Annotated in this window: 21 protein-coding genes and 1 tRNA gene; 14 read left to right on the top strand and 8 right to left on the bottom strand. The window is 68.4% G+C overall.

Annotated elements, in window-relative coordinates; genetic code table 11:
• Positions 1–205: 205 nt before the first annotated feature.
• Positions 206–2,254, top strand: a complete 2,049-nt coding sequence (locus tag BM417_RS21510) for a S9 family peptidase (RefSeq protein WP_093597105.1) — start codon at positions 206–208, stop codon at positions 2,252–2,254.
• Positions 2,255–2,464: 210 nt separating this feature from the next.
• Here the strand turns inward: BM417_RS21510 and BM417_RS21505 are convergent, their stop codons facing one another.
• The 4 genes from BM417_RS21505 to BM417_RS21490 form a co-directional block, all read right to left on the bottom strand.
• Positions 2,465–3,280 (bottom strand): spermidine synthase, encoded by an 816-nt coding sequence (locus BM417_RS21505; RefSeq protein WP_093597980.1) that lies wholly within the window; start codon positions 3,278–3,280, stop codon positions 2,465–2,467.
• A gap of 29 nt (positions 3,281–3,309) precedes the next feature.
• Positions 3,310–3,705, bottom strand: coding sequence for an adenosylmethionine decarboxylase (gene speD, locus BM417_RS21500; RefSeq protein WP_093597103.1), 396 nt, complete (start codon positions 3,703–3,705; stop codon positions 3,310–3,312).
• A gap of 34 nt (positions 3,706–3,739) precedes the next feature.
• A complete protein-coding gene (locus tag BM417_RS21495) occupies positions 3,740–4,906 on the bottom strand; it encodes a type III PLP-dependent enzyme (protein WP_093597100.1) in 1,167 nt (388 codons plus the stop codon).
• Between the two features lie 108 nt (positions 4,907–5,014).
• The gene (locus BM417_RS21490; protein ID WP_322788979.1) at positions 5,015–6,199 is read right to left on the bottom strand and encodes a metallophosphoesterase; all 1,185 of its coding nucleotides are present in this window, start codon (positions 6,197–6,199) and stop codon (positions 5,015–5,017) included.
• 90 nt (positions 6,200–6,289) lie between these two features.
• Here BM417_RS21490 and BM417_RS21485 point away from each other — a divergent pair, with 90 nt between their 5' ends.
• The 3 genes from BM417_RS21485 to pabB all read left to right on the top strand — a co-directional run bounded on the left by BM417_RS21485 (position 6,290) and on the right by pabB (position 9,724).
• Entirely contained in the window at positions 6,290–6,787 is a 498-nt protein-coding gene (locus BM417_RS21485) for a SigE family RNA polymerase sigma factor (RefSeq protein WP_093597097.1), read from the top strand.
• Positions 6,784–7,644, top strand: a complete 861-nt coding sequence (locus BM417_RS21480) for a hypothetical protein (protein ID WP_143138745.1) — start codon at positions 6,784–6,786, stop codon at positions 7,642–7,644. The genes BM417_RS21485 and BM417_RS21480 overlap by 4 nt, the downstream gene beginning before the upstream one ends.
• 94 nt (positions 7,645–7,738) lie before the next feature.
• Positions 7,739–9,724 carry an aminodeoxychorismate synthase component I gene (gene pabB / locus BM417_RS21475; RefSeq protein WP_093597091.1) on the top strand — a complete coding sequence of 662 codons (1,986 nt, stop codon included), beginning with the start codon at positions 7,739–7,741 and terminating at the stop codon, positions 9,722–9,724.
• 110 nt (positions 9,725–9,834) lie between these two features.
• Here the strand turns inward: pabB and BM417_RS21470 are convergent, their stop codons facing one another.
• The gene (locus BM417_RS21470; protein ID WP_093597089.1) at positions 9,835–10,176 is read right to left on the bottom strand and encodes a histone-like nucleoid-structuring protein Lsr2; all 342 of its coding nucleotides are present in this window, start codon (positions 10,174–10,176) and stop codon (positions 9,835–9,837) included.
• Between the two features lie 324 nt (positions 10,177–10,500).
• Here BM417_RS21470 and BM417_RS21465 point away from each other — a divergent pair, with 324 nt between their 5' ends.
• The 6 genes from BM417_RS21465 (at position 10,501) to BM417_RS21440 (ending at position 15,102) form a co-directional block, all read left to right on the top strand.
• Positions 10,501–10,782 (top strand): metal-sensitive transcriptional regulator, encoded by a 282-nt coding sequence (locus BM417_RS21465; RefSeq protein ID WP_093597086.1) that lies wholly within the window; start codon positions 10,501–10,503, stop codon positions 10,780–10,782.
• A 54-nt stretch (positions 10,783–10,836) separates the two neighbouring features.
• Positions 10,837–10,910: transfer RNA gene (locus BM417_RS21460), tRNA-Leu, on the top strand.
• 410 nt (positions 10,911–11,320) lie between these two features.
• On the top strand, positions 11,321–11,797 hold the full coding sequence (locus BM417_RS21455; protein WP_093597974.1) for a PTS system mannose/fructose/N-acetylgalactosamine-transporter subunit IIB: 477 nt from the start codon (positions 11,321–11,323) through the stop codon (positions 11,795–11,797).
• 6 nt (positions 11,798–11,803) lie between these two features.
• Positions 11,804–13,411, top strand: a complete 1,608-nt coding sequence (locus BM417_RS21450; RefSeq protein ID WP_093597083.1) for a PTS system mannose/fructose/sorbose family transporter subunit IID — start codon at positions 11,804–11,806, stop codon at positions 13,409–13,411.
• Positions 13,412–13,420: 9 nt separating this feature from the next.
• Positions 13,421–13,807 carry a PTS sugar transporter subunit IIA gene (locus BM417_RS21445; protein ID WP_093597080.1) on the top strand — a complete coding sequence of 129 codons (387 nt, stop codon included), beginning with the start codon at positions 13,421–13,423 and terminating at the stop codon, positions 13,805–13,807.
• Positions 13,804–15,102 (top strand): hypothetical protein, encoded by a 1,299-nt coding sequence (locus BM417_RS21440; protein WP_093597077.1) that lies wholly within the window; start codon positions 13,804–13,806, stop codon positions 15,100–15,102. The genes BM417_RS21445 and BM417_RS21440 overlap by 4 nt, the downstream gene beginning before the upstream one ends.
• On the opposite strand, the gene BM417_RS21435 is transcribed toward BM417_RS21440, so the two are convergent.
• Positions 15,066–15,830: a GntR family transcriptional regulator gene (locus BM417_RS21435; RefSeq protein ID WP_093597074.1), complete on the bottom strand. Its 765-nt coding sequence runs from the start codon at positions 15,828–15,830 to the stop codon at positions 15,066–15,068. The two genes, BM417_RS21440 and BM417_RS21435, sit on opposite strands and share 37 nt — an antisense overlap.
• Before the next feature lie 184 nt (positions 15,831–16,014).
• Here BM417_RS21435 and BM417_RS21430 point away from each other — a divergent pair, with 184 nt between their 5' ends.
• The 4 genes from BM417_RS21430 to BM417_RS21415 all read left to right on the top strand — a co-directional run bounded on the left by BM417_RS21430 (position 16,015) and on the right by BM417_RS21415 (position 19,486).
• Positions 16,015–16,881, top strand: coding sequence for a cellulose-binding domain-containing protein (locus BM417_RS21430; RefSeq protein WP_143138744.1), 867 nt, complete (start codon positions 16,015–16,017; stop codon positions 16,879–16,881).
• A gap of 75 nt (positions 16,882–16,956) precedes the next feature.
• Entirely contained in the window at positions 16,957–17,724 is a 768-nt protein-coding gene (locus tag BM417_RS21425) for a hypothetical protein (protein ID WP_218164518.1), read from the top strand.
• Positions 17,721–18,626, top strand: coding sequence for a sugar kinase (locus BM417_RS21420; RefSeq protein WP_093597068.1), 906 nt, complete (start codon positions 17,721–17,723; stop codon positions 18,624–18,626). Before BM417_RS21425 ends, BM417_RS21420 begins: the two co-directional genes overlap by 4 nt.
• Positions 18,623–19,486 (top strand): SMP-30/gluconolactonase/LRE family protein, encoded by an 864-nt coding sequence (locus BM417_RS21415; protein WP_093597065.1) that lies wholly within the window; start codon positions 18,623–18,625, stop codon positions 19,484–19,486. Before BM417_RS21420 ends, BM417_RS21415 begins: the two co-directional genes overlap by 4 nt.
• Here the strand turns inward: BM417_RS21415 and BM417_RS21410 are convergent.
• Positions 19,444–20,040 carry a hypothetical protein gene (locus BM417_RS21410; RefSeq protein ID WP_093597062.1) on the bottom strand — a complete coding sequence of 199 codons (597 nt, stop codon included), beginning with the start codon at positions 20,038–20,040 and terminating at the stop codon, positions 19,444–19,446. The genes BM417_RS21415 and BM417_RS21410 overlap by 43 nt on opposite strands.
• 152 nt (positions 20,041–20,192) lie before the next feature.
• Positions 20,193–21,413: an ROK family transcriptional regulator gene (locus tag BM417_RS21405; RefSeq protein ID WP_245822056.1), complete on the bottom strand. Its 1,221-nt coding sequence runs from the start codon at positions 21,411–21,413 to the stop codon at positions 20,193–20,195.
• Between the last annotated feature and the right edge of the window lie 113 nt (positions 21,414–21,526).

Below are 21,526 nucleotides of genomic sequence, written 5' to 3'. Positions count from 1 at the left end.
GTCCGTGCCGCAACCCGGCAGGGCGGGCCAGGTGCGGTGCCCGCCCCTCCACGGTGCCGTGTCCCGCTGCTTCCGGTGCCTGCTCCCGACATCCTGCCTACCTGCTCTCCACAGCCTCGCCGGCTGCCCCACAGAGCCTGCGTCGCGCGAAGCAGTGCACGTCACAGCACGCGTGCGACCCGCGTGCGCGGGTTAATGTTGGCGGGTGGGCAACGACATCTCCTTCCCGCGCCAACAGGCGCGCACCCAGCGGTTCACCGTCGGCGCACCGAGGACCTTCGCGGTGTCGGCGGACGGCGCACGTGTCTTCTTCCTCCGTCCGGCCACGGCCACAAGCCGTGCGAACGGGCTCTGGGAGCTGAACACGTCCACCGGCGTCGAACGTCTGCTCGCCGACCCGGCGACGCTGCTGTCCGATCCGGAGGACCTGCCCGCGGAGGAGAAGGCACGCCGCGAGCGCACGCGTGAGTCTGGCGCGGGCATCGTCGGCTACGCCCTCTCCCGGGACGCCTCGGTGGCCTCGTTCGCGCTGTCCGGCCGCCTTTTCGTGGCCGACCTGACGAACGGTGCCGTCCGTGAGCTGCCGACGCGGGGCGGTGTCATCGACCCGCGCGTCGACCCGACGGGCCGGCGCGTGGCGTACGTCACCTACGGCACCCTGCGGGTGGTCGAGCTGTCGTCGGGCGAGGACTACGCCGTCGCCGAGCCGGACGGTGAGGACGTGACGTTCGGCCTGGCCGAGTTCATCGCGTCCGAGGAGATGTCGCGCTACCGCGGCTACTGGTGGGAGCCCAACGGCGTCCGCCTCATCGTCGCGCGCGTGAACAACGCCTCGGTGCAGCGCTGGTACATCGCCGACCCGGCGAACCCCGGCACCGCGGCCACCGAGATCGCCTACCCGGCGGCGGGCACGACCAACGCGACGGTGTCGCTGCACGTGGTGTCGCTGGACAGCACCTTCGTGCCGGTGTTGCTCGACTTCGACTACCTCAACGACGTGCACTGGTCGTCCGGCGGCGCCCCGCTGATCACCACGCAGACCCGTGACCAGCGCACCCGCAGGATTCACACGCTGGCCCCCGACACCGGCGCCGTCACCGAGCTCGCGGTCGAGACCGACCCGACGTGGCTCGAGGTCACCGACGGCGCGCCGGCCTGGACCCCGGACGGCCGCCTCGTGCGGATCGTGGAAGAGGGCGACGAGTACGCGCTCCGAGTGGGCGACGACGTCCTGACCTCCGGCCTCCAGGTCCGCCGGGTGCTCGACATCGCCGACGACTCGATCCTGGTCACCGCCTCCGCGGACGACCCGACGCAGGTGCACGTCTACTCCGTCGGCGGCACCGTCGAGCGACTGTCCTCTGAGGATGGTGTGCACTCCGCGGTTCGGGGCGGTGACACGCTTGTCCTCGTATCGGCCACTTTGGACACTTTCGGCGCACGGGTGCGCGTCGGCGACCACGTGATCGAGTCGTGGGCGGACACCCCGGTCCTCAAGGCGTCCCCGCGCATGCTGACCCTGGGCGAACGCTCCCTCCGCGCCGCCCTGCTGCTGCCCACCGGCCACATCCCCGGCACCAAGCTCCCGGTGCTGATGGACCCGTACGGCGGCCCGCACGCTCAGCGCGTCGTGTCGGCCCAGAACGCCTTCCTGGCCTCGCAGTGGCTGGCTGACCAGGGCTTCGCGGTCCTCGTCGCCGACGGCCGCGGCACCCCGGGCCGAGGCCTGGCCTGGGAACGCGCGATCGCGTTCGACTTCGCCGGCGCCACCCTCGAAGACCAGGTCGACGCCCTCCACGCGGCCGCCGCGATCGAGCCGGACCTGGACCTCACGCGAGTGGCGATCCGAGGCTGGTCCTACGGCGGCTACCTGAGCGCCCTCGCGGTCCTGCGCCGCCCGGACGTCTTCCACGCGGGCATCGCCGGCGCCCCGGTGACCGACTGGCGCCTCTACGACACCCACTACACCGAGCGCTACCTCGGCCACCCGGACGACAAGCCCGAGGTCTACGACTCGAACTCGCTCATCGCCGACGCGGACAAGCTCTCCCGCCCGCTGATGATCATCCACGGCCTGGCGGACGACAACGTGGTGGCAGCCCACACCCTGCGCCTGTCCAACGCCCTGCTGGCTGCCGGCCGCCCGCACACGGTGCTGCCGCTCTCGGGCGTCACGCACATGACCCCGCAGGAACAGGTGGCGGAGAACCTGCTTCTCCTGCAGGTCGACTTCCTCAAGCAGTCACTCGCCTGAGAGACCACCGGGGCCAGCCCGGCAGCCACCGCGGCTGGCCCCAGTGATCGGGGCCTTGTCCCTCCACAGGACGAACCGCCATCGGTGACGGCGGGCTTCCTCGCCGCGCCAGTGGAATACCTCAGACAGCCGCCCGACCCCGCCTAGGTGCGGAAACAGCGAAAGGGGCGCCTCCCGCAACGGGAAGCGCCCCTCTCCACACCTGGAACGTCAGGCCAGCGACTGCCGCACCCGGTAGGGCGGAATGCTGTTGCCCAGCAACGCCAGGTCGTCGATCGACTCCGGCTGGTACCCGGCCGTCTTCAGCCGCTCGACCATCAGCGCCGTCGGGTCCTCGACGACGTCCGCGCGGCCGAACAGGTAAGCCCACTCGTGCTCGTCGGAGCCGTAGTAGGCGACGGTGTCGAACACCTCGTTGAACCGCTGCCAGGAGCGGATCAGGGTGGTATTGCGCCACATCGTCTGGCAGCCGGACTGGTTGACGACGACGCCGCCGGGACGCAGCAGCGCCTTGCACATGCGCAGGAAGTCCGCGCCGTACAGGCGGTTGTGCTGCGCCTCTTCCTCGCGCTCGTCGGGCAGGTCCACCAGCACGATGTCGTACTTCTCCGACGTCGTGCGGATGTACTCGAACCCGTCGATGTACTGCACGCGGATCGGGCCGGAGCCCTTTTCCGCCTCGGCGAGCTCGTCCAACGTGTAGCCGTACGGCAGGTGCTCCGCGCACAGCTTGACGGCCTGCTCGTCGATGTCGATGTGGTCGACGACGGTAGCGCCGTGCTGCACGGCCATCTGGCACACGACGCCCTCGGAGGAGCCGATGACCAGCACGCGCTCGACGGTGTCGGCCAGCAGCAGCGCCGGCACCATCAGGGCCTCGTGGTAGGTCAGCTGGCTGAACTCCGTCGACTGGCGGTCGTTGTCGCAGAACAGCGACAGACCCTGGGCCGTACGGGCGATCACCAGGTGCTGGAAGTCGGTCTTGGTGTCGACCAGCACCTCGTCCACCTGCCAGTGGCGGGTCATGCCATCGGCGAGCGGCTCGTTGATCGTGTTCACGCGACATGCTCCTTGACGCCACGAGTGACGAGGTCCGTGCTCACGTGAGCAGCGCCCAGAGCGCCAGCGAGTAGTTGGACGGCCAGCGCGGGTTTCGCACGAGTACCGCAGGTGAACACGTCGACGAACACCGAACCCACTTCGGGATAGGTATGGATCGACGCATGGGATTCCGACAGCAGAGCCAGCACGGTGACTCCTTGAGGGTCGAACTTCTTGGAGATCACCTCCAGCACGGTTGCGTCGGCCTGCGTGAGAACCTCACCAAGGGCGTGCCGCAGGAACTGCTCGTCGTCGAGCAGATCCGCGCTCACACCCGAGAGCTCTGCAAGTACGTGCTGTCCCGCGAACAAACCGACGGTCTCCTCGGTCTGACAGGGCGCTTCGGACATCAATCACTCCAAACTATGTGAATTGCGAACAGGCTTAGACGCAGTACGTGGCCAACGGCGGGAAGCCGTTGAAGCACACGGACGAATAGGAGGAGGTGTAGGCGCCCGCGTGGAGGATGTCCACGTGGTCACCCGCCTTCAGGTCGAGCGGCAGGTCGTAGCGGGTGTGCTGGTAGATCACGTCGTCCGCGTCGCACGTCGGGCCCGCCAGCACGATCGGGCCGACCGGGCCGCCGTCGCGCGAGGTCCGCAACGCGTAGGCGATCGCCTCGCCCTCGGTCTCGGCGAGGCCCTGGTAGCGGCCGATGTCGATGTACACCCAGCGGCGTTCGTCCGAATAGGACTTCCGCGACACCAGCACGACCGACGAACGGATCATCCCGGCCTCGGCGGAGATCGCGCGGCCGGGCTCGATCATCACCCTGGGACGCACGGCGCCGAAGTGGCGGGCGATCGAAGACTCGATGGCAGCCGCGAAGTCGTCGAGGGAAGGCGTGGAAGCCTGGTACACGGCCGGAAGCCCGCCGCCCAGGTTCACCGTCGACGTCTCGATGCCTTCGGCGCGCAGCTTCGCGGCGATCAGCGCGGCGTCGGCGATGCCGGAGTCCCAGCCCTCGACGGAGAGTTGCTGCGAGCCCGCGTGGAACGCGATGCCGAGAGGAACGAGTCCCAGCTGGTGCGCCAGCCGCAAGAGATCCGTCGCCATCTCCGGATCGCAACCGAACTTGTTGCCGAACGGGTAGGTAGAACCCTTGCTGTGGACAAGAATCCGCACCAGGACGGACGAACCGGGCGCGTGCTCGGCGACGAACCGCACGTCCTGCTCGCTGTCCGACACGAACATCCGCACGCCACGCGAGTAGGCATACGCGATGTCGGCGGCTTTCTTGATGGGGTTGCTGTAGGAGATCGACGACGGCGCGGCGCCGCGCTCCAGGCACAGGTCGATCTCCGCGGGTGACGCCACGTCGAAGTGCGAACCCTGCTCGACCAGTGTGCCGACCACGTCGGACTCGGGGTTCGACTTGACCGCGTAGAAGATGTCGATGGACGGCAGCGCCGCGCGAATCGCCTGGTAGCGCGCGCGAATCGTCGCGAGGTCGATCACCAGACACGGTGTCGACGGGTTCTCCTGGTCCAGGAAACGCCGAATACGAGCCTCTGCCTCGTAACGCCGGTCAACGGCGAAGCTCTCGGTCATTTCCCCAGGGTTCCCCCTTCATCCGCCTCGCGGTCCGTACGCGGGCACGGCCGTCCACTCTACGGCCTTGACACCTCAATCGCGCAATCCAGTACAGCCGAGTGTGATTTAGCCAGCAGCGCGAAGCTCGATCATCGTGATGTCCGGAGGCGCGCCCACGCGCACCGGCGGACCCCAGAAACCCGCGCCACGACTGGTGTAGAGCCACGTGTCGTCCACCTTCGACAGCCCCGCGACGCTGGGTTGCTGCAACGGCACGACAAAGTTGAACGGCACCATCTGTCCACCGTGTGTATGACCGGACAACTGGAGGTCTACGCCGTGTGAAGAGGCGTCAGCGACCTGTACGGGCTGGTGTGACAACAGGACTACGGGGTTGTTGCGGTTGCGTCCCGCGAGCGCGCGGCCGAAGTCCGGCCCGTCGTCGTAGGACTTGCCGGTCACGTCGTTGACACCCACGACCTCGATGCCGCCGGCGACGGTCAAACCCTCGTTGCGCAACGGGTTCACGCCGAGCCTGTCCAGCTCCGCGATCCACTGCTCGTGCCCGGAGAAGTACTCGTGGTTACCTGTCACGAAGAAGCTGCCGTGCTTCGACACCAGGTCCCGCAACGGTGCCGCGGCCTCGCCGAGCTCGGCGACGGTGCCGTCCACCAGGTCACCGACGATCGCCACCATGTCGGCCTGCTGCTCGTTGATCATCCGCACGATCCGTTCGGTGTGCGAACGCCCGAGCAGCGGCCCGAGGTGGATGTCGCTCACGACCGCGATCCGGAAGCCGGACAACGACGACTGGAGCCTGTTCAGCGTCACCGGCACGTTCAGCAGCTGCGGGGCGCCCAGCGCCTGCGTCATGCCGTACCCGACGACGCCGCCGGCCGCGATGCCGGAGCCGATCGCCACCGAGCGCGCGATGAACAGCCGCCGCGACGGGTCCGGCACGACCTCGACGGGTTCGACGGGCTCGGGACCGGCGCCGACGGCCACCGGCGCGAGCGTCGTCCGCTTCAGCAGGATCCGGCGCGGGATCTCCGCGATGCCGAGCGCGATCGCCAGGTAGAACAGCACGGCCAGCCACACGAACCCGGGCCAGGCGAAGAACTTCCCGTACTCCGGCGGCACCCTGCGCGTCACGACCAGCGCGCTCATCAGCATCAGGAACGCGCCGACGATCGCCAGCGCGCCGATGCGGCGCCCGAGCGTGCGGGGGAGCGTCGTGTCCACGACCAGCCGCCGCCACAGGTACAAATGGCCCAGTGCTGTCGGGACACCGAGGAGCAAAAGGAAAATCACGACATCAGTATGCGTTTCCAGAACTTCATGCAACCCGCCAGGCCCCACGTGGCGTGACTAACCCGGCACCGCAGATTAGGGGGAAACCTGATGAGTGATCGGGACGCCGCGTTCCAGGAGTACTTCGCGGCCCGTTCCGACGTCATGCGCGGCACGGCGTACCTGCTGTGCGGCGATTGGCATCGCGCGGAAGACCTCGTGCAGCAGGCCTTCACCAAGCTGTACCTGGCTTGGCGGCGGATCGAGCGGCACGAGGCGCTGGACGCCTACACCAGGCAGATCCTGGTGCGGACGTTCCTGTCCGAGCGACGGCGCGGGTGGTTCCGGTTCGAGTCGGCGAGTGACGACCTGACCGACTCGGCGGCTCCGCCGGGCGTCTACCCCGAGGAACGGATGGTGCTGCTGGAGGCGCTGGCGAAGGTGCCTCCGAAGCAGCGTGCGTGCCTCGTCCTGCGGTACTGGGAGGACATGTCCGTCGAACAGACGGCCACCGTCCTCAAGTGTTCGGAAGGAACCGTAAAGAGTCAGGCCGCGCGGGGGCTGCAGACGCTGCGTGGCCTGCTCTCACAGCAGGAGAGGGTTCGATGAACGAACAGGACCTCAAGCGAGCTTTTCAGGATGTGGTGGTGGCGAGCAGCCCGCCGCCGTCGATGGATCCGGGCATCGCGCTGGACAAGGCGCACAAGGCCCGGTCCAAGCGGCGGGCGTCCATCACGGGGGCAGCGGTCGCCGTGCTCGTGGTCGGTGTCGGGCTCGGGTCGGCGTTCGCGCTGAACCCGCAGAGCACGAAGGACTACCTGATGGGTGCGGGGCAGAGCAGCAGCTCCAACCCCGGCAGCCCCGGCATGCCGGACACGCAGTGGGGCGAGGAGTGGCCGGTCGGGCAGTCCGACCGGACGGCCACCAACGGGCCGCAGGCAGACCGCGGCACGCAGCTGCTGAACCTGGCCAAGGCGTCCGTGCCGTCCGGGTACGACGCGCCGGATCTGAAGTACAAGGATCCGAGCATGTACGGCGGCATGCTCCGCGCCCAGGCGCAGATCTCGACGAACAAGGGTGAGACGCCCGAGGTCTGGGAGTACACGGCGTACGTGCCGGTGCGCAAGGACGACAAGGTCGGCCAGCTGACCGTGACCGTGAGCATGCCGAATTCGAGGAACCAGGCGGATCCGTGCGTGCTGGCCAACCGCGTCTCGGGCAGTGCGGACTTCAGCTGCAAGATCTACGAAGTCGCAGGGAACCAGGTCGGGGTCGCCTCTCCCGTGAACCCCGCCCAGGGCACTGCGACGACGGCGTCCTACCGGGCGGCCAACGGCTGGACGGTGACGGTCACGCAGGAAGAGGAGTACTCCTACAGCGGGTATCCGAAGCTGGACAGGCAGCCGTTCTTCGCGCCGGAACTGGCGGCGCTCGCGGCGGATCCGAAGTTCCTGCTCGGTAGCTGAGTTCGCGTTCGAGTTCGGAGGGCGGTCACGATTTGTGGCCGCCCTCTCTCGTTGCTCCGATCGGGTGTTTTGCCAGGTAGAGTGCCGTCCTGGAATGCGTACCCTGCTCATCGACAACTACGACTCGTTCACGTTCAACCTCTTCCAGCACCTCGCTGAGGTGAACGGCGCCGAGCCCGTGGTCGTCCACAACGACGACCCGCGCTTCCGGCTTGCCTCACTGCGGTCGTTCGACAACGTGGTGATCTCTCCCGGACCCGGCCGGCCCGGCAATCCCGCCGACTTCGGCATCTGCCGCGCGGTGATCGACCACGCCACGATTCCGTTGCTGGGCGTGTGTCTGGGCCATCAGGGCCTGTGTCAGTCGTACGGCGCTGTCGTGGGGCCCGCACCCGTGCCGCGTCATGGGATCGTTTCCCCGGTCACGCACACGGGCGTCGACGTGTTCGCCGGGTTGCCCTCGCCGTTCGACGTCGTGCGATACCACTCGCTCGCGGTCACGGACCTGCCTTCTTCTTTGGAAGCCATCGCGTGGAGCGACGACTCCGTGCTGATGGGTGTGCGCGCTCTCGACAGACCCGCGTGGGGTGTGCAGTTCCATCCCGAATCGATCTGCACCGAATTCGGTCGCGAGATGCTCGCGAACTTCGCCGGGCTGACCCCGACGCGGACGGCCGCGGTGCCGGAACCGGTGCTGATTCGCTCAACGCCTCAGAAGCGTCCTGTGCACGTCCGGAAGCTCGCAGTGGCCGTGGACGCAGAGGAGGTGTTCGCGGCGCTCCACAGAGCCTCTGAGGCCGCGTTCTGGCTGGACAGCGGGTCAGGCGGGCGGTTCTCGTTCATGGGGAATGCCTCCGGGCCCCTCGCGCGCGTCGCCCAGTACTCCGTGCAGGACCAGGTGCTCACCCTCGACGGAGTGCTGCGGCCCTGTCCTTCTTTCTTTTCCTGGCTGGACGACGACCTGACGGCGTGGGGTGTCGAGCAGCCCGACGTGCCGTTCGACTTCGCCCTCGGGTGGGTGGGATATCTCGGCTACGAGCTGAAGGCGGAGTGCGGCGGCGACTTCACGCACCGTGCGGAGCAGCCAGACGCGTCGTTCGTCTTCGCGGACCGCGCCGTGGTCATCGATCACGTTGATGATTGCGTCTATTTGCTCTCGCTGACCGAAGACACCTGGTTCGACGAGGTTTCGGCGGTTCTGCATCAGCTCAGGCCATTGCCCGAGCCTTCCCGGCCGGTCGTGTCCGCCGTGACGTTGCGCCATCCGCGCGCGCACTACCTGAAGCTGATCAGCGCGTGCCAGGAAGCGATCACGGCGGGGGAGACGTACGAGGCGTGCCTGACGAACATGATGTCGTGGCGTGCGACGCTCGACCCGTGGGACACATATCGGCTGCTTCGCGCCGCTAATCCCGTTCCGTTCGGGGCGTTGCTGCGTTTCGGTGACCTCTCCGTGCTCAGCACGTCACCCGAACGATTTATCCGGGTGGGCCGAGATCGCGTCGTGGAGTCATCGCCGATCAAGGGGACGCGCCCGCGAGGTGTTGATGCGTCGGACGACGAGATGTTGCGCACGACGTTGGCGCGATCGGTCAAGGACCGCGCGGAGAACCTGATGATCGTGGACCTCGTCCGCAACGATCTCGGCACGTGCGCGGAAGTGGGTTCGGTCGAGGTGACGCGGTTGTTCGACGTCGAGACCTATGCGACCGTACACCAATTGGTGAGCACCGTGCGGGCCAGGCTTCGGCCGGACAGTTCTGCCGTCCGATGTGTTCGAGCCGCGTTTCCCGGTGGTTCCATGACCGGTGCACCGAAGATCCGGACCATGCAGATCCTTGATGGGTTGGAAGCCGGTCCACGTGGGGTGTACTCGGGAGCGCTCGGTTACTTCTCGCTCAACGGAGCCGCCGACTTCAGCATCGTCATCCGAACGCTGGTCGCGAACGGGGACCAGGTGAGTTTCGGAGTCGGCGGAGCGGTCATCTCACTGTCCGACCCTGACGAGGAATTCGAGGAGACAGCGGTCAAGGCAGCCGCGGTGTCGCGCCTGTTCGGAGCGCGCTTTCCAGGTCGTTGATCCCGCGTTCCGGGGATAGTGTGAACGAACCGGGATGTGTTAGATCTTTGGGGTTAACACGTCGGCCGGCGACCCGGCCGACGTGTGGAAACCTCGCTTGTTCACGCAGGTCAGGAGGCGTGCGCTTCCTGGAACTGCACGACCAGGTTCTGCGGAATGCGGCCGCGGTCCGAGATCTGGTGCCCCTGTGCGCGAGCCCAGTCACGAATGCGCTGCGCCTCAGCCTTGTCGGTGGCCTTGACCGTGGACTTGCCGGTGCCCTTGCGCTGCTTGCGGCCACCCGCACGACGGGCCTTGCCGACGAAGTCCGACAGCGACTCGCGAAGCCGCTCCGCATTTCCCTTCGACAGGTCGATGGCGTACTCGACACCGTCAAGTGCGAAGGTCACGGTCTCGTCGGCTTCTCCGCCGTCGAGGTCGTCGATGAGTTGGACGACGGTCTGCTGTGCCACTGTTCCTCCGTTGGGTACTCACATAGCACGCGGATCCTCGACGTAACCACGTGCTTCGACAACACCATAGTCCACACGAGGAAAAACGGCGAACCTTTCGCCGCTAAAATGTGACCGCAACCGCCCGGTCGGGGCATTTACCCGGTAAACCACACGGGTGTTATGGGTCCAAAATGTGGTGCTACTCGTCTCACTTCGACCCGTTGCTGGGCTTGCCGGACGCTTCCCCATTCCAGCTGACGGAGCAGCGTCGCACATAACGCACCCCCATCCGGTGCGGGTATCCTCGACATACCCGCCAGGGGTAGGGAAGGTCAGGAGCCGATGCACGGGTACACCGCGGACAAGGACGCATACCTCAAGCGACTGCGCCGCATCGAGGGACAGATCCGCGGTCTCCAGCGCATGGTCGAGAACGACGAATACTGCATCGACGTCCTCACCCAGATCTCCGCGGCCACGAAGGCCCTGCAGGCGGTGTCGCTGGGGTTGCTCGACGAGCACCTGAAGCATTGTGTGGCCCAGGCCGCCGCGGAAGGCGGTCCGGTGGCCGAGCAGAAGCTCGCGGAGGCTTCGGCGGCGATCAGCCGACTCGTTAAGTCGTAGGGGTCCCCAGCAAGAAACTCGCTGGGGTGATCCGCTACAGTTCACCCCAGCTACGCCCCCGTAGCCCAATCGGCAGAGGCAGCGGACTCAAAATCCGTCCAGTGTGCGTTCGAGTCGCACCGGGGGCACGGACTTCGGGCGAGGTGTGTTCGCGAAAAGCGCGAACCTTACCTCGCCCGTGGTGTTTTCTGGGGGCCGAGCCCCCAGACCCCCAGCCGGGGCGCTGCGCCCCCGGACCCCCGCGCCCTCGCGGCCCCCGGACCCCCGCGCCCTCGCGGCCCCCGGACCTCCGCGGCCCCCGGACCTCCGCGGCCCCCGGACCTCCGCGGCCGCCGGACCTCCGCGGCCCCCGGACCCCCGCGCCCTCGCGGCCCCCGGACCTCTGCGCTGTGTTGGGCAATGTGTGGGCACTGTGTCTGGCTCGGAATATCCACTGTGGAATCGATGGCCCTGGTGGGCCGGTTTGGTGCTGGCCGTTGACAGCGATACTGGTTTGCACCAGTATCGGAGGTACGTCGGCTGACCAGGGGGAGTGGGCATGGCGGGAGTGCATCTGCGGGTCGACAACCGGTTGATCCACGGCCAGGTGACCGTCGCGTGGACCGGGGGGTTACGCGTACGGAAGCTGGTCGTGTGCAACGACGAGGTCGCCGGTGATGAACTGCAGCGGATGTTGCTCCCGCAGGCAGCGAGGGGGCTGCCCACCGAAGTGCTCACGGTCGCCGAAGTGGTGGAACGCGTCTGGGGAGAGGACGTGATGCTGATAGCGAAGCATCCGGCCGACGCGTTCCGGCTCGTCGCGGGCGGGGTGCGGCCAGGGGTGGTGAACGTCGGGAACGTCGCACCCCGCCCCGGCGAGCAGTACACGATGGTGACCAGGTCGGTCGCGGTGACCGCGCAGGACGCGGAAGGCTACCGCCGGCTCGCCGCCGAGGGGATTCCCGTTGTCGCGCAGATGATGCCGCGGGACAAGGCCGCCGACTTCACCGCGTTGCTGGACAAGAAGGGGCTGTAGAAGCCGATGCTCGTGGCGCTGGCTTTGACGCTGTGGGCCGTCATCTGCACCTACGACGTGCTCGGGCCCTTCCTCATCTTCGCGGGCCGTCCGCTGGTGGCGGGGTCGGTGGCCGGTCTCATCACCGGTGACCCGCTGCTCGGCATGGCCATCGGCGCGACGCTCGAACTGGTGGCACTGGGGGTGTACCAGTACGGCGGCGCGACGATCCCGGACTACCAGACCGGGGCCATCGTCGGCACCGCGCTCGCGGGGAGCGCGGCGGGACCGCTGAGCGCCCAGGTGGCGGTCGGCATCGCGGTGGCGCTGCCCGCCGCCGTGCTGCTGTCCACTTTGGACCCGGTCGGCAAGATGATCACGACCGGCATGGTGCACCGCGCCGATCGCTACGCGGCCGCGGGGGACGCGCGTGGTCTGGCCAGGATTCACTGGCTCGGTCTCGTGCCGTGGTGCGGGGTCCGGGCGGTGCCGACGTTCCTGGCCGCGCTGACGGCGTCCAGCGGTGTGGTCGAGAACCTCACCAGGGGGATTCCCGCCGGCTTCGTGAACGGCATGACGCTCGCCGGGGCGTTGTTGCCCGCGGTCGGGTTCGCGTTGCTGCTGTCGATGATGCAGTTGTCGAAGTACTGGTACCTGTTGCTCATCGGGTTCGTGGCGTTCGCGTACATGGACGTTCCGTTGCTGGGCATCGCGTTGCTGGGCGTCGCGATCGCGTTCCTGGTCGTCGGCCGGAGTGAACAGGTGCCGGCGCCCGCCGAACCGGTCGAAGAGTCCGATGTGGACCGTCTGCTCACGGACCAGGACCTCAAGAAGGCCTACCGGCGGTACTTCTGGTCCAGCCAGGTGTCGTGGAACTACGAGCGGATGCAGGGGCTCGGGTTCGCATACGCCATGGAACCCGTGCTGCGCAGGCTCTATCCGGACGCGCACGACTACGCGCTGGGGTTGCAGCGGCACATGCAGTTCTTCAACACCTCGGTGCTGGTGGGCGGGCCGTTGATCCTCGGGTCGGCGATCGCGATGGAGGAGGCGCGCTCGCCGGAGTCCGCGGAGAGCACGAAGGTCGCGTTGATGGGACCGCTGGCCGGCATCGGCGACACCCTCGTCTTCGCGCTCTACAACAGCATCGTCTTCACGATCGGCGCGTCGCTCGCCCTGCAGGGCAACTGGCTCGGGCCCGCGTTCGCGATGGTCATGGTGCTGGTCCCGTACGCGCTGGTGCGCCGCTGGCAGTTCCGCCTCGCCTACCGCGAGGGCAAGAGGCTCGTCGCCCGCTTCGCCGCCGGCACGCTGGACCGTCTCTCCCAGGGCGCGACCGTGCTCGGGTTCGTCGTGCTCGGCGGGTTCATCCCGTTGATCGTCAAGGTCGTCACGACGCTGACCTACCGGCAGACCACGACGGTCGACGGCGAGCAGGTCACCCAGACCGTGCCGATCCAGGAACGGCTCGACGACCTGCTGCCCCACCTGCTTCCCGTGCTCGTCACCGCCGCCGCGTACCTGTTGCTGACCAAGGCGAGGCTCAAGCCCGTGCTGGTCATCGGCATCTTCGTCGTGGTCGGCGTGGCGCTGGGCTGGCTCGGCTGGTTCGCGCCCGCCGCGCCCAAGAGTTAGGAACTACCGATGACCACACCCGTCCTGCTGGCCGGGCACGGCGCGCTGCCGTCCGGTGTCGCCGACGCGGCCCAGCTCGTGGTCGGCCCTCAGACCCGGCTCCTGGTTTGTGAGCTCGGCCCGGCGGAAAGCCCTGACTCGTACGGGGAACGGCTCGCGGACCTCCTCGGTGACGCGGCGGAGGTGCTCGTGCTGGCTGACCTCCCCGGTGGTACGCCCGCCAACGCCGCGAAGCTGCTGGCGGCACGCCGGGGCGGCGTGCGGATCGTGACCGGCCTCAACCTGCCGATGCTGCTGGAGGTGCTGGTGCGCGACGGTGGCGTGGACGAGCTGGCCGCGTTCGCGCAGACAGCTGGGCGTGGTGGGGTCCTGACCGAGCCGGTGCTGACCCGATGACGCTTCTGCTCGCGGCCGGTCGCACGGTGATCACGCCGGGTTCCGGCCACCCGATGGGCGGCTACCTGTCCAGGGACGGCGTCGCCAAGGGCGTGCACGACGACCTGGAGGCCACGCTGGTCTGGTTGTCGTCGCAGGACGATCCCGGCGTGGTGTGGGTGACGCTCGACGCGCTGGCCACCGACGTCTCGCTCACCCGTGCGCTGGCCGCCGTGGTCGCGCAGGAGACGGGAGTTCCGGTCGGCCGCGTGCTGGTGTGCGCGTCCCACACCCATTCCGGGCCGGACGGGTGGACCGGAGCGATCCATCCCGGGATGCCGGCGCAGCGGGAACCCGAGCTCGTCGAGCGGCTGATCGAGCAGGTCGGCGAGGTCGCGCGGCGGATCCGTCCACATCGGACGCCAGTGCGCGCTCGCTGGCACGAGGGCGCGGCGGCGCGGGTCGGTGCCAACCGCAACCGGCAGGACGGGCCGCACGACGGATCGGTGGGCGTGCTGACGTTGCACAATCCGGACCGCAGCGTGGCGGCGTTGCTCTTCGACTACGCCAGTCACCCGACGGTTCTGGGCGCCGACAACCTCGACTGGTCGGCGGACTGGCCGGGCGCCACCCGCAGGGAACTGGCCGGGTTCGCCCCGGTGGTCGCGTTCCTGCAGGGCGCCGCGGGCGATGCCAGTTCGCGGTTCGTCCGCCAAGGACGTGGTCACGCCGAGGTGTCCGCACTCGGCGGCAGGCTCGCCGAGTCGATCACGGACCTGCTGTCGTCCGGTCAGCCGGTCGAGGAGCCGATCCGGTTGACGCGGACCGTGCTGCGACTGCCTCACCGCGCGCTGCCGTCGCTCGCCGAGTGCCGGCAACTGCGCGAGGGTGCCGAACGCGGGTGGCGGAAGATGTTGCCCGGCGGGGAGAACGACCCCGCCGTCCGCATCGCGCGCACCCGGTACGAGGGAGCGCTGATGCTCAGCACCCTGGCCGCCGCGGGCCTGCCCGGTGACGTGGAGGTGCCGGTCACCGTCGTGTCGCTGGGCGAGATCGCCTGGCTGCACACGCCTTTCGAGCTGTTCTCCTCGATCGCGTTGCGCATCAGGGCCGCCAGCCCGTTCGCGCACACGAGGGTGATCGGCTACACCGACGGTTACGCCGGTTACCTGCCTGACCACGACGCCTACCGCGAGGGGCTCTACGAGTCCTACATCGCGCTGGTGGAACAGGGTGCGGCGGACGTGCTGGTGGACCGCTGCGCCGAACTGCTACGCGCTCATCGCGACCGGCGCGCGGTGGTGAACACGGTGTAGCGGTCGGCCCGGTAGAGCGAGCGCCCCGCCTCGATCACCCGGCCGTCCGCCGCGTGCAGCGTGCCCATGAGCACGAGGCAGGGCTGGCTCGGCTCGATCCCCAGCAACGCGGCGTCCGGCGGTTGCGGCAACACGGCGCTGATGGCCGTGTCATTCCAGTCCGGAACGATGCCGAACTTCTCTTCGAGCGTCCGGTGCAGCGAGTGCGCCGCCCAGTCGTATTCCTCGATACCGGGGAAAAGGTCGAGCGAGAGGTTCGTGCGTTCCAGCGCGAATGGTTCGTCGTCGACCAAACGGAGCCTTTCCAGACGGAACACCGGTGCGCCGGGAGGAATGTTCAGGCGGCCGGCGATCTGGGCGCCGGCGGATTCCACGAGGGCCACCAGCACCTTCGTCCCCGGTACCGAGCCACGCGCCTGGATGTCCTCGGTGAACGACGTGAGCATGTCGATCTGCGTGGGCGGACGCTCTGCGGTGAAGGTCGCGTTGCCGTGCTGGCGGTACAGCAGCCCGTCCGCCACCAGCCGGTTGATCACCAGCCGGACGGTGCTCCTGGAGATCTGATAATGCTCGGCCAGAAATCGTTCCGACGGAATCAGCCTGCCCGGCCCCGCATCGGTCGCGACGTTCTCCAGAATTTCCCTGAGCTGGTCACCCTTCGGGCGATCCGGAGTCAGTGCGTCGGGAAATTCCAGATCGTCCGCGGGAACATGCTTGGGGCGTGGCACAGTGCCATTATGCCTCAGTGAGGCGTTGTGGCGCGGGGCCCGAGGTGGCGGCGTCGCGCGGATGATCAAGGCCGAACGGCGGATGTGGGCGGTGCTCGGAGACCGCTACGGTCGTGCAGGTTTGCATGATCGTGTGCGGGAGTCCCTGGTGTTGCGGAAGTCCTTGTCTTTTCTCCTGGTTCTTTTGACGTGCGCATGCACGGTCGAGGGCCAGTCGCGTCCCGTCGCCGCCCCGGTGCAGGTGCGTCAGCCGACGTTGGTCAACGAAGCGACCGGAGATCTGGCGGCCGTCGTGCGCGCGGTGATCGACGGCCGCACGGTCGAGCTCGACACCGGCCAGCGCGTCGAGGTCTCGTTGCTGGCGCCGCCCGCGGACTGCTGGGCCGCCTCCGCGCGCACGTTCGCTGAGAAGTCGTTGCTGGGCAAGGCTGTTCGCCTCAGCTCGCTCACGCCCGGCGAGGTGAACCTCCGGCTGGAGGACGGCACCGACTACGCGCTGCTCGCCGTGCGGGAGGGCGTGCTGAGGGCCCAGGCCGCCGCCGGTTCGCTCGCCGATGCCGAACTCGGTGCCGCGCGCGAAGACCGCGGCCTGTGGGGAGTGCCCTGCAACGGCATGGACGCCACACCGACGACAACGACTGCCGCGGCGCCTGCCGTGCAGCGCGTTGAGCCGTCGAAGTCCTTGCCTGCGACCACTTCTCCGCCTCCTGTCGTGACGACCACTCCGCCACCGCCGCCCTGTGCGGTCGTCTACCGGCTCGACAGCCAGTGGCAGGACGGGTTCCAGGGGAAGATCACGATCAGGAACACCGGCGGCGCCGCGATCAACGGCTGGACGCTGCGGTGGTCGTTCGCCGACGGGCAGACCGTGCGGCAGATGTGGAACGCGTCCGTGTCACAGCGCGGTTCGACCGTCACCGCGATCAGCGTCGAGCACACGAGGGCGATCTCGCCCCGCGGTGAGGTGGAGATCGGGTTCCTCGGCTCGTTCCGCGGCAGGAACACCGCGCCCACGTCGTTCACGCTCAACGGGACGGCCTGCACGAGCTGACTGTTGGTCCTGACGCCCGCCCATGGCAAGATAAATTAGTAATTAACTACTGATTGATCATGTCAGGGATGAACCGTGCAGGTCACCAGGGTTGTGCCGCTGTACGTCGAGGTCGATCGCAGCCTCGGCGGACGCTGGACCTCGCTGCGCACAGCCGACCGCGAGTGGCTGTGGCACCGTGCCGATCCCGCGCGTTCCGAGGTGACACCGGGCTCCGCGTTCGTCGACGCCGGCGGCCTGGAGGAGTGCGTTCCGACGGTGCGTGGCCTGCCTGATCACGGTGACGCCTGGAGCAGGCCGTGGCATCGGACCGGTGTGGACTGTCCTCACTTCACGCTTCGCCGCTCGGCGGGGTCCGACGGTGACGCGGTCGTCGCCGACTACGAGCTGATAGCTGAGCCCGGCTACCGGTTCGTGTGGGCCGCGCACGCCCTGCTCGACGTCAGCCCGGTTGCCCGTTTGGACGCTCCGGCCGGCACTTCCGTGCTGATCGCCGATCCGGTTCCTGAGTTGCGGGAGTGGCCCGCGGGACTGGACTCGCTGGGACCCGACGACGGCACGGCGGCCGGCGCGGTGCTCGAACGTGGCCAGATCCGCGTGGTTGATGGAGATCAGCAACTCGACCTGCGCGTCGAGTGCGCCGACCAGCCCGTCTCCATCGCGTTGTGGCGCAACCTGAAGGGCTGGCCGGAAGGTGATCCGTACCGAAGCATCGGCGTGGAACCCATGCTCGGCCGCACGTTCGACCGCCACGACACCACCCGTCCGGTGGCGGTCGTGCCCGCCTCGGGTTCGGTGCGCTGGCGCCTGACGATCACCGCTCACGTGGGAGGAACGGCATGACCGACGTGCTCACCCTGGGCGAGACCATGGGTGCGTTCCGCGCCGCCGGCCCGTTCCGGCTGGGAGGAACCGCGGAGCTCACCGTCGCCGGCGCCGAGTCGAACGTGGCCATCGGTCTCGCCCGCCTCGGCCACGCGGTGCGCTGGACCGGGGTGACCGGCGCCGACGAGATCGGCTCACTCGTCCGCCGCACGCTGCTGGCCGAACAGGTGGACGTCGGCGCCGCCCGGATCACGCCGGACGCCGCCACCGGCCTGATCCTCTTCGAACCGCGAACCGCCGACATCACCCGCGTTCTCTACTACCGCGGCAGGTCTGCCGGGTCGCTTCTGTCCACAGAGGACGTTCGCCGTTCGTTCGACGCCGGCGTGCCGAGGATCGTCCACGTCACCGGCATCACGCCGGCCCTGAGCGAGTCCGCGCTCGCCGCCGTCACCGAGGCGATCCACCTCGGCCACGAGGCAGGCAGCACGGTCAGCCTCGACGTCAACTTCCGGTCGAAGCTCTGGTCTCCGAAGGCCGCGGGCAAGGTGATCCAGCCGCTTCTCGCGCGAGTGGACGTGCTGATCGCCTCCGACGACGAACTCCCGATCGCCGGCGACCACCAGGTGCACGAGGTCGTGCTGAAGCACGGCGCGGACGGCGCCACCGCGCGGACTCCGGACGGGACCTGGACCGCCGCCGCCCATCGCGTCACCGTCGCCGACACCACCGGCGCGGGCGACGCGTTCGTCGCGGGCTACCTCTCCGGCCACCTCGACGGTCTCGGCCCGGAGGCCCGGCTGCGCCGAGGCAACGCCGTCGCCGCGTTCGCCGTCGCCACCCCCGGCGACTGGCAGGGCCTGCCCACCCGGGCCGACCTGGAACTGCTGGACCTGCAAGCAGGGAGCACCGTCCGATGACGCTGACGCAGTGGAACTTCGAGCAGCTCGAACTCGGCGAAGGCGCTCGCTGGATCAACGGCAGACTGGTCGTCGTGGACCTGCTGGCCGGCCGCGTCCTGGAGACCCGCGGTGACGTTCCCGCGCCGTTCAACGAGATCGTCGCTCTCCCGGTCCCCGTCGGCGCCGTAGCGCCGGTGCGGGGCAGCGACGAGCTGATGGCCGCGTACGGCACCGGCGCGGGCTTCCTGAACGGCCCGCAGCAGGAGACCTTCGCGGACGAGGGCATGCGCGTCAACGACGCCGTGGCCGACCCCGCAGGCCGGTTCTGGGTCACGACCACGGCCTACGACACCGAACCCGGCACCGGCGCCCTGCACCGTCTGGGATCGCCCTCACCCGTCCTCAAAGGACTGACGATCCCGAACGGCCCGGCGTTCTCCCACGACGGCAGGTACCTGTACCTCGCCGACAGCGCACGGGGAGTGGTCCACCGCTTCGACGTCGGCAGCGGCGGCGAACTGGGCGCCCGCCGCGTCTTCCTGCACACCCCGCACCAGACCCCGGACGGCATGACCACCGACGTCGCGGGCAACCTCTGGATCGCCTTCTGGGGAGCGTCCGTCGTGCGTCGCTACCGCCCGGACGGCCGCCTGGACCGGGAGGTGTGCCTGCCCGCCCGGCAGCCCACGAGCGTCTGCCTGGGCGGCCCGGACCTGGGCCGCCTGTTCATCACCACCGCGAAGTACGGTCTGCGCCGCCCTTCACTGCACGACGGCGCGGTGTTCGCCATCGACGTCGACGTGCCCGGCAGGCCGGCGAACGAGTTCGTTCCGGCTCACTCCGGCGAACAGAGCCACGCAGCGGAACCCTCCGAGTGAATCTCCCGATATCTCGTCGGGTCCGCGAACCCGCAGGCGTGCCGGATCACGGTCTCGTAGACCTGCGGCGACACCATCACCGCGAGGTCGATGTCGGTCTTGAGTTGATAGTTGACCAGTTCCGGCGCGTTCAGGATCGAGGACGCCACGGCGATCGCCGGCCCGGTGAGCCCGTCGGTGGTCGCGATGACAGGACCGACGTGCAGGGCCGCCCGGAGCTGTATCCGCACGGGAGCGGCCTCGCGGTTGTAGCGCCGGATGCCGGTCTCGACGCAGGGGATCAGCCGGTCGATGATCGCGGAGGTGGAGATGCTGGGCGGAATGGCGACCAGCACGCCGTCGTGCCGCTCGGAGTGGCGGCAGCTCGCCCAGGGAATGCCCGACTCCGCGAAAGCGGAGCGCAGTACCCGGTGCAGTGGCGCCCTGGCCACCTGGCGGTCGCTTTCGGTACCGCCTGGGCCGTCCAGAGAAGCGATTTCGAGGAACAGGACGGAATGGCTGACGTGGTTCCAGCGGTCGGTGGGCCGACTGGACCGGTCCGGTGAGGTGCTCATGGCGGGCCCCCTTGTGAATCGGCTTGCTGGCGTGAAGAGTGGCGCCAGAACCAGGCTAAATACGTGGGGGAAAAGCAACAACGAATTCTTTGGGAAAGGCGTGATCGTTTGACGTGATCGTTGATCACGTCGAATTCAAAGACTCGGGTTCTTCAGTTCGGCCGGATGTGGTGGACGGTGAGCGCGTACGCGAGGGCGCCCTGCGCCCCTGCCTTCAGGCCGAGCTCGGAGGCCTCCACGGTCATCGGGGCCACGTAGTTGAACATCCCGCCGAGGGAGTGCAGGCGCATCGTCTGGATGGCCGGCTCGATCACCAGCTCGACCGCCCTGCCGAGTTCTCCGCCGATGAACACCTTCTCCGGGTTGAGCAGGTTGCACGTCCTGGACAGCGCGATCCCGATGTTGCGGCCCGCGTCCTGAAGCACCCGGCGGCACAACAGGTCTCCGCTCTTCGCCCGCTCGACGATGTTCGCGAGGCTGTTGGGCAGATCCACCCGGTAGCCGACGTAGGCCCCGCGGACCTGTTCGACCAGACGCGCGCCGCCGACCGCGGTTTCGAGGCATCCGCGGTTGCCGCACTGGCAGACGACGCCCAGCGGGTCCATCACGAGATGGCCGATCTCGCTCGCGAGACCGTGCCTGCCGCGGTAGATCAGGCCCCTGATGATGAGCCCCGCGCTGACGCTGGTCGACGACTTCACGAACAGCATGGTCTCCGTACCGCGCCCCGCACCATAGAGATATTCGCCGTACGCAGCGAAGTTCGCCTCGTTGTCCATGATCACCGGCACGCCGGGGAAGTGCTCCTGCAGGCGTGCTCCGGGGTCCATGCCCCGCTCCCAGTCGAGCGCCCACGCGACCTGGGAGATCGTGCTCGTGCGCGGATCGACCGCGGCGGGGATGCCCAGCCCGATCGCGACGATGTCGGTCTCGTCGAGGCCCGTCCGCCGGACGACCTCCCCGATCAGTTGCACGCACTCGCGCATCCACGCCTGACTGCCGTGTTCCGCGCCGCGACCGGACCAGTCCACCACGACCCGGTCGACGTCGCCGTCGACCCGGCGTGCGGCGACGGTGACCGTGTCGTAGCTGACCTCGACGCCGATGGCCACGCCGCGAACGTTGCTGAGGCTGACCTTCTTCCCGCGTTCGTTGTCGTTGCCGTCGACCACCACGAGGTTTTCCCGCTGCAGTTCCTGCACGATTCCGGATACGGTCGCCTGGGAGAGGTTGGTGAACTTGGCCAAATTCACCTGGGTGCCGGGAGAGACCATGATCGCGCGAAGCACCCGCCTGCGGTTGAGGTCGCGGAGAGCGTCCGACTTCCGGCCCCAGATCAGGTCTCGGGCGTGCCTGTCGCCGCCACTGGGCACTCGGTGCCTCCCCAACCCCTCGGCTTCGAATTGAAGCGCCAAGCCATGGTAGCGGCGGTCGAGGCATCAGTCGGAAGCCCCCAAGCGTGCGATTCGCACGACTCGCGGGTGAT

The organism is Lentzea waywayandensis (genome assembly GCF_900115955.1).
In the GTDB taxonomy this organism is placed as follows: Bacteria; Actinomycetota; Actinomycetes; order Mycobacteriales; family Pseudonocardiaceae; genus Lentzea; species Lentzea waywayandensis.
The sequence above is the reverse complement of the archived record's forward strand: the minus strand, read 5'-3'. Positions and strand labels throughout refer to the sequence as shown.

Coding starts and splice junctions, on each gene's coding strand:
- BM417_RS21505 (WP_093597980.1), bottom strand. CDS start 3,280: ATGACCCGCCACTGGCAGGTGGACGAGGTGCTGGTCGACACCAAGACC.
- speD (WP_093597103.1), bottom strand. CDS start 3,705: ATGTCCGAAGCGCCCTGTCAGACCGAGGAGACCGTCGGTTTGTTCGCG.
- BM417_RS21495 (WP_093597100.1), bottom strand. CDS start 4,906: ATGACCGAGAGCTTCGCCGTTGACCGGCGTTACGAGGCAGAGGCTCGT.
- BM417_RS21485 (WP_093597097.1), top strand. CDS start 6,290: ATGAGTGATCGGGACGCCGCGTTCCAGGAGTACTTCGCGGCCCGTTCC.
- BM417_RS21480 (WP_143138745.1), top strand. CDS start 6,784: ATGAACGAACAGGACCTCAAGCGAGCTTTTCAGGATGTGGTGGTGGCG.
- pabB (WP_093597091.1), top strand. CDS start 7,739: ATGCGTACCCTGCTCATCGACAACTACGACTCGTTCACGTTCAACCTC.
- BM417_RS21465 (WP_093597086.1), top strand. CDS start 10,501: ATGCACGGGTACACCGCGGACAAGGACGCATACCTCAAGCGACTGCGC.
- BM417_RS21455 (WP_093597974.1), top strand. CDS start 11,321: ATGGCGGGAGTGCATCTGCGGGTCGACAACCGGTTGATCCACGGCCAG.
- BM417_RS21450 (WP_093597083.1), top strand. CDS start 11,804: ATGCTCGTGGCGCTGGCTTTGACGCTGTGGGCCGTCATCTGCACCTAC.
- BM417_RS21445 (WP_093597080.1), top strand. CDS start 13,421: ATGACCACACCCGTCCTGCTGGCCGGGCACGGCGCGCTGCCGTCCGGT.
- BM417_RS21440 (WP_093597077.1), top strand. CDS start 13,804: ATGACGCTTCTGCTCGCGGCCGGTCGCACGGTGATCACGCCGGGTTCC.
- BM417_RS21420 (WP_093597068.1), top strand. CDS start 17,721: ATGACCGACGTGCTCACCCTGGGCGAGACCATGGGTGCGTTCCGCGCC.
- BM417_RS21415 (WP_093597065.1), top strand. CDS start 18,623: ATGACGCTGACGCAGTGGAACTTCGAGCAGCTCGAACTCGGCGAAGGC.
- BM417_RS21410 (WP_093597062.1), bottom strand. CDS start 20,040: ATGAGCACCTCACCGGACCGGTCCAGTCGGCCCACCGACCGCTGGAAC.